This window comes from Dactylosporangium sp. CA-139066, assembly GCF_050936175.1.
In the GTDB taxonomy this organism is placed as follows: Bacteria; Actinomycetota; Actinomycetes; order Mycobacteriales; family Micromonosporaceae; genus Dactylosporangium.
Window position 1 is genome coordinate 120,906 of record NZ_JBNJNH010000001.1, and the last position, 12,201, is coordinate 133,106.

The 12,201-nt window shown below is 74.4% G+C and carries 13 protein-coding genes; 6 read left to right on the forward strand and 7 right to left on the reverse strand.

Annotated elements, in window-relative coordinates; genetic code table 11:
• Position 1: 1 nt before the first annotated feature.
• Genes ACQEVU_RS00565 through ACQEVU_RS00580 form a run of 4 tightly spaced genes read right to left on the reverse strand, consistent with a single transcriptional unit; the run spans position 2 to position 3,137 of the window.
• Entirely contained in the window at positions 2-739 is a 738-nt protein-coding gene (locus ACQEVU_RS00565; RefSeq protein ID WP_433318834.1) for a hypothetical protein, read from the reverse strand.
• Positions 736-1,299: an NADAR family protein gene (locus ACQEVU_RS00570; protein WP_433318837.1), complete on the reverse strand. Its 564-nt coding sequence runs from the start codon at positions 1,297-1,299 to the stop codon at positions 736-738. The genes ACQEVU_RS00565 and ACQEVU_RS00570 overlap by 4 nt, the downstream gene beginning before the upstream one ends.
• Before the next feature lie 30 nt (positions 1,300-1,329).
• Complete coding sequence (locus tag ACQEVU_RS00575; RefSeq protein ID WP_433318840.1) at positions 1,330-2,484, reverse strand: sensor histidine kinase; 1,155 nt, start codon at positions 2,482-2,484, stop codon at positions 1,330-1,332.
• The gene (locus ACQEVU_RS00580; RefSeq protein ID WP_433318843.1) at positions 2,481-3,137 is read right to left on the reverse strand and encodes a response regulator transcription factor; all 657 of its coding nucleotides are present in this window, start codon (positions 3,135-3,137) and stop codon (positions 2,481-2,483) included. Before ACQEVU_RS00580 ends, ACQEVU_RS00575 begins: the two co-directional genes overlap by 4 nt.
• Positions 3,138-3,272: 135 nt before the next feature.
• On the opposite strand from ACQEVU_RS00580, the gene ACQEVU_RS00585 reads away from it, so the two are divergent.
• From ACQEVU_RS00585 to ACQEVU_RS00600, 4 genes are read left to right on the forward strand one after another with little or no spacing between them, the layout of a single operon-like run.
• Positions 3,273-3,878, forward strand: a complete 606-nt coding sequence (locus ACQEVU_RS00585; RefSeq protein WP_433318846.1) for a hypothetical protein — start codon at positions 3,273-3,275, stop codon at positions 3,876-3,878.
• Positions 3,875-4,942 carry a peptidoglycan-binding protein gene (locus ACQEVU_RS00590; protein ID WP_433318848.1) on the forward strand — a complete coding sequence of 356 codons (1,068 nt, stop codon included), beginning with the start codon at positions 3,875-3,877 and terminating at the stop codon, positions 4,940-4,942. The genes ACQEVU_RS00585 and ACQEVU_RS00590 overlap by 4 nt, the downstream gene beginning before the upstream one ends.
• Positions 4,939-5,637, forward strand: coding sequence for an ABC transporter ATP-binding protein (locus ACQEVU_RS00595; protein WP_433318851.1), 699 nt, complete (start codon positions 4,939-4,941; stop codon positions 5,635-5,637). The genes ACQEVU_RS00590 and ACQEVU_RS00595 overlap by 4 nt, the downstream gene beginning before the upstream one ends.
• Entirely contained in the window at positions 5,597-6,799 is a 1,203-nt protein-coding gene (locus ACQEVU_RS00600; protein ID WP_433318854.1) for an ABC transporter permease, read from the forward strand. The genes ACQEVU_RS00595 and ACQEVU_RS00600 overlap by 41 nt, the downstream gene beginning before the upstream one ends.
• Positions 6,800-6,805: 6 nt before the next feature.
• On the opposite strand, the gene ACQEVU_RS00605 is transcribed toward ACQEVU_RS00600, so the two are convergent.
• On the reverse strand, positions 6,806-8,056 hold the full coding sequence (locus tag ACQEVU_RS00605) for a DUF1254 domain-containing protein (protein WP_433318857.1): 1,251 nt from the start codon (positions 8,054-8,056) through the stop codon (positions 6,806-6,808).
• Positions 8,057-8,132: 76 nt separating this feature from the next.
• Positions 8,133-10,427, reverse strand: a complete 2,295-nt coding sequence (gene hrpB, locus ACQEVU_RS00610) for an ATP-dependent helicase HrpB (protein WP_433318860.1) — start codon at positions 10,425-10,427, stop codon at positions 8,133-8,135.
• A 29-nt stretch (positions 10,428-10,456) separates the two neighbouring features.
• On the opposite strand from hrpB, the gene ACQEVU_RS00615 reads away from it, so the two are divergent.
• Together ACQEVU_RS00615 and ACQEVU_RS00620 are read left to right on the forward strand one after the other, a co-directional pair.
• A complete protein-coding gene (locus ACQEVU_RS00615) occupies positions 10,457-10,915 on the forward strand; it encodes a WapI family immunity protein (RefSeq protein ID WP_433334732.1) in 459 nt (152 codons plus the stop codon).
• A gap of 16 nt (positions 10,916-10,931) precedes the next feature.
• Positions 10,932-11,753 (forward strand): Fpg/Nei family DNA glycosylase, encoded by an 822-nt coding sequence (locus ACQEVU_RS00620; RefSeq protein WP_433318863.1) that lies wholly within the window; start codon positions 10,932-10,934, stop codon positions 11,751-11,753.
• Positions 11,754-12,025: 272 nt separating this feature from the next.
• Here ACQEVU_RS00620 and ACQEVU_RS00625 read toward each other — a convergent pair whose 3' ends face one another.
• Entirely contained in the window at positions 12,026-12,178 is a 153-nt protein-coding gene (locus tag ACQEVU_RS00625; protein WP_433318865.1) for a hypothetical protein, read from the reverse strand.
• Positions 12,179-12,201 lie beyond the last annotated feature (23 nt).

Here is a 12,201-nt window from a genome sequence, read left to right on the forward strand (position 1 = left end):
GTCAGCGAAGACCCAGGCTCTCGAGGACGCGGCGGGTGGTCTCGGCGATCGGGTGGAGGACCGCTCTGCGGACCCACCGGGCCGGCGGGACCACCACGTTGCGCCAGACCCACGCCACCGGGATCGCGACGAGGTACTTGAACGGGATGACCACGAGGTAGCGCCACAGCAGCACGACCGAGTGGTTCCAGGCCCAGGCGATGGCGATGCCGAGCGGGTAGAAGAAGTAGCGGTTGAGCAGGGTCACGACGAAGACGACCGCGCGGGCCGCCTCCAGCAGCACCCGGCCGAGGAGGCGCCAGAACGGGCCGAGCGCCTTGACGAACCAGACCAGGCCGTGCCAGAACGCGACGAACATCGGCGCCAGGACGTGCTTGCCCAGCCAGGCCAGCGGCCGCCACAGCAGGGTGCCGAAGATGAACCGCAGCGGGACCCAGAGCACGTAGTACAGCACCGGGTACAGCACGTACTCGGCGATCGGCTTGAGCACGTAGCGGGCGATGGGCATGAGCACGTATCGGCCGATGAGGCGGGTGATGAACGACAGCGCCTCCCACGCGAGCTGGAACGGCACCACGAAGATGACCGCCAGGATGCGGATCGGCCAGGCGATCCAGCCCGGCAGCGGCTCGACCTGGTTGCGGCCGCGGGCGCCGCGAGCACCTCCAGCACCGCGGGCACGACCGGCGCCGCGGGCACCACCGGCGGCACGGGCCCCGCGGGCGCCGCGGGCGCTCACGAGCGACCGGCCAGGCGGTGGCGGGCGTGCATGAGGGCGAAGCCGAGCAGGTTCTGCCCGCGCCAGCGGACGGGCTCGTCCGCGGACGCGTCGCCGGCGGCCAGGCCGATGCCCCAGATGCGGTCCATCGGGCTCGCCTCGACGAGGACCCGGTCGCCGGTGCCGAGCAGGTACGCGCGCAGGTCGTCGTGGGCGTCGAACTTCGCGACGTTGCCCTCGACCACGATGGCGAACCGCTCCCGGACCCAGGTCTGCTCGTCGAACCCGGCGATCTGCCGGCCCAGGGTCTTGGCCTCGTTCGGATGCGAAACCTTCAGCACCCGAGCGGCGATGGCCTCGTCGCCGAACAGCATCGCCTTGCGCCACATCATGTAGTGCTCGGCCGAGGAGAACCCGACGCCGTCCACCTCGAACGCGGCCGGCCACCACTGGCTCAGGCAGCTCGGGCCGGCAGAGCCGTCGGGGCGCGGGTGATGGCCCCAGAAGAACAGGTACTTGACGCGGGCCCCGGACTCGATGAGGCGGAGCAGCTCGGCGGTGGACGACGGCGGTGCGGACATCCCACGAGTCTGCCGGACCCGCGCGCGCGATTATGTCGGGAATTCGCTGGTTGCGGCGGTGGGCAGGATCACTGTCACGGTCAGGCCGCCCCCGTCGCGGGGGTCGGCGAACACGCGGCCCCCGTGCGCCGCCGCGACCGCGCGCACGATGGACAGGCCCAGGCCCGCCCCGGGCGCCGCCGGTCGCTCCGCGCCGAGCCGCCGGAAGGGCTCGAAGAGATTCGGGATCTCGTACCGCGGGACGACCGGCCCGGTGTTGCTGACGCTCACGAAGACGCCGTCGTGCCGCGTGCCGCTCTCCACGCGGACCCAGCCCCCGGAGGCCACGTTGTGGCGCACCCCGTTCTCCACGAGGTTGTGCACGAGCCGCTCGAGCAGCACCGCGTTGCCGGTCGTCGGCGCCTCCTCGGCCGCCGCCGTCACCTCCACGCTGTCCGCCGGCACCTGCGAGACGACGTGGACGACGACGTCGGCGATGTCCACATAGGACCCATCGGCGACCGCCCGCTCCGAGCGGGCGAGCAGCAGCAGCCCGTCGATGAGCCGCTCGTGCCGCTCGTTGACGGCCAGCAGCGTCCGGCCCAGCTGGCGCAGCTCGGGCGACGCGTCGGGCCCCTCGGTGGTGACCTCGAGCAGCGTGCGGTTGACGGTCAGCGGCGTGCGCAGCTCGTGCGAGGCGTTGGCGATGAAGCGCCGCTGCACGTCGAACGACTTGTCCAGCCGGGCGATCATCAGGTCGAAGGTGTCGGCCAGCTCCTTCACCTCGTCGTACGGCCCCTCCATGGCGATGCGCTCGTGCAGGCCGCGGTCGGGGGCGCCGGAGATGCGCCGGGCGGTCTCGGTGACCACGTGCAGCGGCTGCAGCAGCCGCCCGGCGATGAGCCAGCTGAACGCGAGCCCGATGACGACCACGACCGCGAGGGCGATCCCGCCCTGGGTGAGCACCGTGTCCAGCGCGTTGGTCTTCACCTCGCCCTGGAACTGGGTGATCGTCCGGCTCAGCGCGGCGCCGGCCTCGCCGGGCGGCGGCACCTCGGCCGCCCCTATCTGCGTGCCGACGAAGAGCTTGTCGCCCAGCCGCTGGTACACCAGCACGTACGTGATGCCGAGCAGCAGGATCCCCCCGGCCAGGAGCAGGCCGCCGTACACCAGGGTCAGCCGCGTCCGGATGGTCATCTTCCTCATGCGATGCGGTACCCCACTCCCGGCTCCGTCTGCACCACCGCCGGTTCGCCGAGCTTGCGGCGCAGCTTCAGAATCGTCATGCGCACGGTGTGCGTGAACGGGTCGGCGTGCTCGTCCCACGCCTTCTCCAGCAGTTGTTCCGCCGAGACCGCGGCGCCCGCGGCCCGCAGCAGCTCGGCCAGGACGGCGAACTCCTTGCGCGAGAGCGGGACGTAGCGGCCGTCGCGGTACACCTCCCGGCGGTGCGGATCCAGGCGGATCCCGGCCCGCTCGAGCACCGGCGGCGCGGCCGGGCGGGCCCGCCGCCCGAGCGCCGCCACGCGCGCGGCCAGCTCACGGAACGCGAACGGCTTCGGCAGGTAGTCGTCGGCGCCCAGCGCGAGCCCGGCCACCCGGTCGTCGACGTCGGCGGCCGCGGTGAGCATGAGCACCCGGGCGTCCGACTCGCGGCGGGCCAGCTCGCGGCACACGTCGTCGCCGTGCACGACCGGCAGGTCGCGGTCGAGGACCACGACGTCGTAGTCGTTGACGCCGAGCCGCTCGAGCGCGGCGGCGCCGTCGTGGACGACGTCGACGGCGTGCGCGTCGCGGCGCAGCCCCTGCGCGACGGTCTCGGCCAGGAGCCGCTCGTCCTCGACCACCAGAATCCGCATGACTCCATGGTCCCGCGCGGCGGTGTCAACGCGCCGTCAACATTTGCGATTACGGCCGGGTGACGCGCCCCCGGCTGGACTGCTTCCGAGAGCGGGCCGGCACGGGCCGGCCGCGGCGATCGGATGGAGAAGATCATGCGATTCCGGACAGGGCTCGCCGCCGCCCTGCTGATGCTGCTGCCGGTGGCCGGCTGCGCCCGCGGCCCGGGCGGGGACGACGGGGTGGCGTCGGCGAGCACGGCGAAGCCGAGCGCGAGCGCGACCGACAGCGCGCCGCACAACCCGAAGGACGACCAGGAGTCGTCGCTGAGGTACGCCCAGTGCATGCGCGACCACGGCATCCCGATGGACGACCCGAACTTCGAGGGCAACGGGATCAGCATCATGATCCCGGAGGGCACGGACAAATCGAAGGTCGACGCGGCCAACGCCGAGTGCAAGCAGTACATGCCCAACGGCGGGCAGCCGCCGAAGCTCGACCCGGCCCAGGCCGAACAGCTGCGCAAGTTCTCGCAGTGCATGCGCGACCACGGGATCAAGGACTTCCCGGACCCGCAGGACAACGGCGGGCTCATGATCGACGGCGACAAGCTCGGGATCGACCCGCGGAGCCAGCCGTTCAAGGATGCGGAGAAGGCCTGCGAGCAGTACCAGCCCAAGCCCAAGGGCGGCGAGGGCGCCGAGGGCGGGGATGGCCCGCAGACCCAGGAGCACGCCGAAAACGGGGGCGCAACGGCATGAGCAGAAGCAGGAGGCGCGGGCGCGCGGGGCGGGTCGTGTTCGGCGTCGCCGCGGTGGCCGCCGTCGGCGCGGCCGCGGCCGCCGGGTTCGGGCTGCCCGACCGGGGCAGCGACGCCGGCACCCACTCGACGCTGCCGCCGAAGACGGCGAAGGTGACCAGGCAGACGCTCGTCGACACCCAGAACGAGTCGGGCAAGCTCGGCCACGGCGACACCCGGACCCTCGCCGGGCGCGGCGCCGGCACGCTCACCGAGGTGCCCGCGGCCGGCGCGACCGTCCAGCGCGGACAGGCGATCTACCGGGTCGACAACGCGCCGGTGGTGCTCCTCTACGGGACGCTGCCGTCGTACCGCAACCTCGCCACCGGCGACGAGGGGCCCGACGTCCGGCAGCTCGAGCAGAATCTGGCCGACCTGGGGTACACCGGCTTCACCGTGGACGAGAAGTTCACGGCGTCGACGGCGGCCGCGGTCCGCAAGTGGCAGGGCGACCTCGGGCTGACGAAGACCGGCTCGGTCGAGGCCGGCCGGGTCGTCTACGCGCTCGGTGCGGTGCGGGTCAACGAGCACAAGGCCGAGGTCGGTGACGCGGCCGGCGGGGCGATCCTGACGTACACCAACACCACCGCCGTCGTCACGGTCGACCTCGACGTCGAGGACCAGCGGCTGGCCAAGTCCGGCAGCGCGGTCACGGTGAAGATGCCCGACGGCCGGAGCGTGGCCGCGAAGATCACGACGGTGCAGACCGTCATCCAGCCGGCCTCGGGGAACACGCCGGCGGAGACGAAGTACCGCGCGACGATCACGCCCGACGACGCCAAGGCGTTCGACGGGCTCGACCAGATGACGGTCACCGTCGGGTTCACCGCCGGCCGGAAGGAGAACGTCCTCGCCGTACCGGTGCAGGCGCTTCTGGCTCTGTCCGAGGGCGGCTACGGCGTCCAGGTCGTGGAGAACGGCGCCACGAGGATCGTCGCGGTCGAGCTCGGCCTGTTCGCCGCCGGCAAGGTCGAGGTCTCCGGCGACGGGATCGGCGAGGGCACGGTCGTGGGGATGCCCGGATGAGCGTCGTCGAGCTCGAGTCGGTGCGCAAGGAGTACCCCGGCGGCGTCGTTGCCGTGCGCGACGTGAGCCTGACCGTCGAGGCGGGGGAGTTCGTCGCCATCGTCGGGCCGTCCGGGTCGGGCAAGAGCACGATGCTGCACCTCATCGGCACGCTGGACCGCCCGTCGGCGGGCGCGGTGCGCATCGACGGGCACGAGGTGGCCGGCCTGCGCGACCGGCAGTTGTCGGCGCTGCGCGCGCGGCGCATCGGCTTCGTGTTCCAGCAGTTCCACCTGGCGCCCGGCCGTCCCGCGCTGGACAACGTCGCCGACGGGCTGCTGTACGCCGGGCCGTCCCGCGCGCAGCGGCGCCGGATGGCCGAGGACGCGCTCGTGCGGGTCGGGCTGGGCGACCGGCTCGACCACATGCCGCACGAGCTGTCCGGCGGCGAGAAACAGCGGGTGGCGATCGCCCGGGCCGTCGTCGGCGGGCCGGCCATCCTGCTCGCCGACGAGCCGACCGGCAACCTGGACTCCGCGTCCGGGGCCGGCGTGATGCAGCTGCTCAGCGAGCTCAACCACGGCGGCACCACGATCCTCGTCATCACGCACGACCAGCAGATCGCGGCGAGCCTGCCGCGCCAGGTGAGCATGCGCGACGGGGAGGTGGTCTGCGATGACGGCGCCGTTGACGCCCGCTCGGCTGTTCCTCAGTGACGTCCTGCGGGTCGGCGGGGCCGGCCTGCGCACGCGGCCCATGCGGGCGTTCCTGTCGGCGCTGGGCATCGCGATCGGCATCGCCGCGATGACCGCCGTCGTCGGGATCTCCTCGTCGAGCCGGGCCGAGCTCGACCGGCAGCTGGCCGCGCTCGGCACCAACATGCTCACCGTCTCGCCCGGCAACGACATCTTCGGTGGCAACGCCACGCTGCCCGACGAGGCCGTCGAGATGATCAGCCGGATCGGCCCGGTCACCCAGGTCGCGGCCACCGGGAAGGTGAGCGACGTGCACGTGTACCGCACCGATCGCGTCCCGGCCGGCCAGACCAACGCGATCGCACTGCGCGCCGCCCAGCTCGGGCTGCTGGGCACCGTCGGCGGCAAGGTCGCCGACGGCGTCTGGCTCAACGCGGCCACGGCGAAGTACCCGGCCGTCGTCCTCGGCGCGGCCGCGGCCCGCCGGCTCGGCATCGACGGCGTCAACGACGGCGTCCAGATCTACATCCACCAGCGCTGGTTCACGGTCATCGGCATCCTGGCCGAGGTGCCGCTGGCGCCCGAGATCGACTCCTCGGCCCTCGTCGGCTGGGACGCGGCGAAGGACTACGCGGGCTTCGACGGGCACCCGACGACGGTGTACACCCGCTCGAAGGACGCCTACGTCGAGGCGGTCCAGGCCGTGCTCGGCGCCACCGCCAACCCGCAGGCGCCCAACGAGGTGAAGGTCTCGCGCCCCTCCGACGCGCTCGCCGCGCGCCAGGCGACCGACAAGACGTTCACCGGCCTGCTGCTCGGCCTGGGCGCGGTGGCGCTGCTCGTCGGCGGCGTCGGCGTGGCCAACACGATGGTCATCTCGGTGCTCGAGCGGCGCGCCGAGATCGGCCTGCGCCGCGCGCTGGGCGCCACCCGGTCGCAGATCCTGCTGCAGTTCCTCTCCGAGTCGCTGCTGCTGTCGGCCCTGGGCGGGGTAGGCGGGGTGACGATCGGCATCGCGGTGACCGCCGTGTACGCCACCGTGCGCGAGTGGCCGACCATCGTGCCGGCCTGGGTGACCGCCGGCGGGGTCGCCGCGACGCTCGTCATCGGCGCGATCGCCGGCCTCTACCCGGCGGTGCGGGCCGCCCGCCTGGCCCCCACGGAGGCGCTGGCCGCCCCCTGACCGGGGCTACGCCGGCACCAGCGGCGGCAGCGCGTACTCGCCCTGCAGGTACGGCTCGGCCGGCCCGTAGATGCGCAGCACCGGATGGAACTCGCCCTCGGGCGTGGGAAGCCAGTTCGCCGCCGCATCCGCGGGCCGGTCGGGTCCCAGATGAATCGTGACGGAGCCGTCCGGGCCGGCCCGCAGGTCGCCGGAGCCGAGCGACCGGCCGGGCCCCAGGCGGGACGTCGCGGTGTCGTAGGCGGACACGGACCAGCCGTCGCTCGCGGGCGGCGGCGGGTCCAGCCGCAGCGTGTAGTTGCGCTTGCCGATCAGCCGGGCGCCGTCGCGGTCCTTGTGCACGGTCGGGTACGCCGCCTCGTACGCGTGGTTGCCCCACAGCCGCGTGCGGGCCGCGACCGCGCGCAGGCGGTGCGCGGCATCCCGGTCGGGGACCGTCCACTGGGGAGCGTCGACGGTGCCGACCTCGAAGTAGTCCAGGTTGTAGTCGTAGGCGTGCAGGTCGTTCGTCCAGCCGTTGACCAGCGCGGCGTGGTCCGTGGTCGCGGCCTCCTCCAGCGCCTCCCGGCCGCGCTCGAGGCCCTCGCGGATGGCGGTGCGCTGGTCGCGGGGCATGGTCGGGTACGGCGAGTTGCCCCCGTCGAACAGCCCGAGGGGCTCGAAGCGCCGCTGGTAACGCCGCTCGGCGGGCGAGGGCGGGAACGCCGCGAGGCTCCTTCGCAGCGTCTCGAGGAAGAGCAGGTCGTCGGGGACGCCGGCCTGCGGGTGCGGCAGGCCGTCGAGGGGGATCTGCGGGTACATGCGCTCGATCGCCAGCCCGTCCTGCAGCGCGTGGACGCCCGGGCCGGCACCGAAGCGGGCGATGAGCGTGGCGATCATCGTCGGCACCCGGATCACCTCGGCGGCCGGCGCCTCGCGGCCCGCCCAGCCGGGCGGGACGAGCAGGAACTCGCGCTCCTCGTCGCGGGTGGTTCGGCTGCCGACGTACGCGAAGTTGTCCGTCCACGCGTCGATGAACTGGACCACGTGGTAGCGGCCGCCGGTGTCCGGCACGCGCAGCCACAGCGGGCCGCCGGACAGGTCGAGCTGGGCGGTGGAGTACAGCACGTCGGGGTTGGCGTTGGGGGTGTCGGGCACGCTGCGCTGGTGCGCGAACGCATTGAAGACCGTCGCGGTGCCGACGGCCTGCAGGTCCTGCAGCAGGGGATAGCCGTAGCCGTACGCCTCGGCGGCCAGCGTTGGCAGGTCGTCTCTCATACGCAGCCTCCCTCGTCCTGCCTCCAGCGTCCGGGCCTGGCCGGTGCCGAACGGGTGAGGCCGCGGGTGACCGTGCTCAGCGGCGGGGGTTCGCGCGCCGGGTCGGCGGCGCGGTCGCCGGGTTCTCCGGCCAGGGGTGACGCGGATAACGGCCGCGCAGCTCCGCGCGCACCTGCGGATAGCCGGTGCGCCAGAACGACGCCAGGTCGCGGGTGACGGCGACCGGGCGGCCGGCGGGGGAGAGCAGGTGCAGCAGGACCGGCCGCCCGCCGACCTCCGGCGTCCGTTCGAGCCCGAACATCTCCTGCACCTTGACCGCGAGCACCGGCCCCTCGGGATCGGCGTAGTCCAGCCGCACGGCCGACCCGCTCGGCACGGTGAGCCGCTCGGGCGCGAGCCGGTCGAGGTCCTTCGCGGCCGGCCACGGCAGCCGGGCCTGCAGCGCGGTGTGCACGTCGGCGCCGTCCGCCATGGACTCGGCCAGCGGCTCGTCGCTCACGTCGGGCCAGGGCGCGCCGACCGCGCGGTGCAGGAAGGCCAGCCGGTGGCGCAGCGGAGTCCACGGCACGCCCTCGCGCCGCAGCCGCTCCCGGCGCGCGGCCGCGGCCAGCTCGGCCGGCGCCGCGCCCACCATGCGCTCCGAGAGCACGATGGCGCCGAGGCGCTCGACCCGGCGTACACCCGAAGCGGAGGCCTCATCGACAGTGGAGAGCAGCGCGGCGCCCGCCTCGCGCGCGATGTCCTCGTCGATCGCCGCGGCGAGCCGGATGCGCGCGTTGACCCGGCCGGACGGGCGGTCGGCGGTGGCGATCGCGAGCCAGGGGTGCCCGGCCAGCGGCGAGCCGGCCGCGAGCTCGGCCTCGGTGCCGCCGGCCATCAGGTAGGCGTCGCGCCGCCGCCGGGCGATCCGCTCCGGGTAGGCCAGCCCGGCGATGATGCCGGCCGCGCGGTCGGCGCTCGTGCGGCGCTCGACCGGGTTTTCGATCATGCGGTACAGCAGGTCGGCCTCCGCCCGCCACCGGTCCGTGGTCCGCCGCACCGCCGCGACGTCGTCCGACGGGTGGGAGTCCTCGGCCAGCACGGCCACCACCTCGGCCGCGTTGCGCGCGCCGACGATCGGCGCCCCGTCCAGCAGCGCCCGGGCCAGCCGCGGGTGGGCGCCCACACGCGCGATGCGCCGCCCGCGCTCGGTCGCCCGCCCGTCCTCGCCGACCGCCCCGAGCGCCCGCAGCGTCTGCGTCGCGACGCGCATCGCGGCCTCGGGCGGCGCGTCCGGCAGCGCCAGCCCCTGCCCGCCCGGGCTGCCCCAGCAGGCCAGCGCCAGCGCGAACCCGGTCAGCTCGGCCGTGTGCACCTCGGGCTCGGGCTGGGCCGGGAGGCGCTCGTCGTCGGCCGGGGACCAGCACTTGTACACCACGCCGGCGCCCTCCCGCGCCGCGCGCCCGGCCCGCTGCGCCGCCGCGGCCCGCGACACCCGCACGGTCGCGAGCGACCCGAGCCCGCGGGCCAGGTCGATGCGCGGCACCCGGGCGAGCCCCGAGTCCACGACGACCCGCACGCCGGGCACGGTGAGGCTGCTCTCGGCCACGGCGGTCGCGACGATGACCCGGCGGTGCCCGGCCGGGGTGAGGGCCTCGTCCTGGGCCGCGGCCGGGAGCCGCCCGTGCAGGGGCACGGTGGGGATGTCGGGGATGCTCCGGCGTACCTTCTCGATCTCCCAGGCGCCGGGCACGAACACCAGGATGTCGTGCTCCGTCTCCCGCCACGCCGCCCGGACGGTGCGCGCGACATGCTCCACGATCTCGGTCCGCCCCGGCGGCGCCCAGCGCACCTCCATCGGGAACAGCGGGTCGGCCGTCTCGACGACCGTCGCGCCGAGCACGGCGCGCAGGCGGGCCACGTCGGCGGTCGCCGAGGCGGCCAGCAGCCCGAGCTCGGGCCGCAGCGTCTCGCGCGCCTCGACGAGGAACGCGGTGACGAGGTCGGTGTCGAGGTGCCGCTCGTGGCACTCGTCGATCATGACGGCGCCGACGCCGGGCAGGTCCGGGTCGGCCAGCAGCCGCTGCACGAGCAGCCCGGTCGTGACCACCTCGACCCGCGTCTCGCGGCCGACGCGCCGATCGCCGCGTACCGAATAGCCGACGCTCTGCCCGACCCGCTCCCCGCGCAGCTGGGCCATGCGCCGCGCGGCCGCCCGCGCCGCGATCCGCCGCGGCTCGGCCACCACGACGCGCTCCCCGAGCCCGTCGGCCAGCGCCATCGGCACGAGCGTGGTCTTGCCGGTCCCGGGCGGCGCCACGAGCACGCCCGCCCCGCCCCGCACGGCCGCGACGACATCCCCGAGCACGGCGGCGACAGGCAGCTCCTCCACGCCCGCAATCCTGGCATTCTTGCCGGGTGATGTTGCACTCGAGCGACGGCGCGTCGCTGGCGCTGGGCCTGGCCGCGTACCAGTTCCCCGGCCGGCCGGCGTCCGGCCCGCCCGGCACCGACTGGGACGCCAACTGGCTGATCGTCGGCGGCGCCGTGCGCACCGCGGCCGGCGACACGTGGACGTTCCGCGACCCGTGCCTGACCACGTCCGAGGCCCGCAGCCTGGCCCGCTGGCTCCACGCCGCGTCGGCCGGCCCCGTGGAGGACGAGTTGCTGCACTTCACCGAGCCCAACGTCGCGTGGAGCCAGGAGTCGTACACCCCGGCCCGCGTGGTGATCCGCGTGCACTTCTCGCTTGAGTCGCGCCCCCACTTCGCCGCGGGCGACATATTCGACTTCTACGTGCCCTTCACGTTGAGCCCCGCCCACCTGTCCGCGGCCGCCGAGGTGTGGGACGGCGAGTGCGCCGCCTTCCCCGTTCGTTAGCCCGTCTGGAGGTCTCATGCCCGAGCTGCCGGAGGTCGAGTCCGCGCGCCTGGTCCTGCAGCGCCACGCGCTCGGCCGCACCATCGCGGACGTCGACGACTCGGACACGTACGTCTGCCGCCCGCACGCCCCCGGCCAGATCCGCGCGGCGCTGGCCGGCCTGGAGCTGACGGCGGCGAACCGCCGCGGCAAGAGCATGTGGTGCGACACGCCCGGCCCGACGCTCGGCATCCACCTGGGCATGTCGGGCAAGATCGTCTTCGTCGACCGCGACGGCGAGGAGACCGACGGCGGCGACTACTGGCAGCGCGGCCGCCCGCGCGGCGACCACCGCTTCACGCGCTTCGCCCTGCGCTTCACCGACGGCACGGCCATCCTCCTGGTCGACCCGCGCCGCCTGGGCCGCGTGCGCCTGGACCCGCCCGTCGAGCGCCTGGGCCCGGATGCCCTGAACGTCGGCCTGGCCGAGTTCCGGGCTCTCATGGCGCGCGGCTCGGCGCCCGTGAAGGCGCGCCTGCTGGACCAGGAGGCCATCGCCGGTGTCGGCAACCTGCTGGCCGACGAGGCGCTGTGGCGGGCGAAGCTCAACCCGGCGCGCCCGGTGGACGGTCTCTCCCGCGCCGAGGTGGACCGCCTGCGCCGGGCCGTGGTCGCGTCGGTGGGGCAAGCCGTGGCCGGCGGCGGCGTACACACGCTGACGGTGGTCCCGTTCCGCCACGCCGACGGCCGGTGCCCGCGCTGCCGGGCCCCGATGCACCGCGGCGTGGTCGGCGGCCGGACGACTTGGTGGTGCTCGCGCGAGCAGCCGGCCACGCCGAACGGGGCGGCCTCGCAGTAGCGGACGCGCCCCGGTGCTGCTTTCTCGCTCAGCCGATGGTCATCGCCACCGGCCAGTGGCTGCCGATGTTGAAGGCGCTGACGCTGGCCGCGGCCACGCCGAAGGGGGCGGCCTCGCAGTAGCGGACGCGCCCCGGTGCTGCTTTCTCGCTCAGCCGATGGTCATCGCCACCGGCCAGTGGCTGCCGATGTTGAAGGCGCTGACGCTGGCCGCGGCCACGCCGAAGGGGGCGGCCTCGCAGTAGCGGACGCGCCCCGGTGCTGCTTTCTCGCTCAGCCGATGGTCATCGCCACCGGCCAGTGGCTGCCGATGTTGAAGGCGCTGACGCTGGCCGCGGCCACGCCGGTGGAGCGGGCGACGGCCGGTGCCCGCGCCCCGATGCGCCGGGGTTTGGTGACCTGGTGGTGCTCGCGCGAGCGGCCCACGCCCGCGGGGTAGCGGCGCCGCT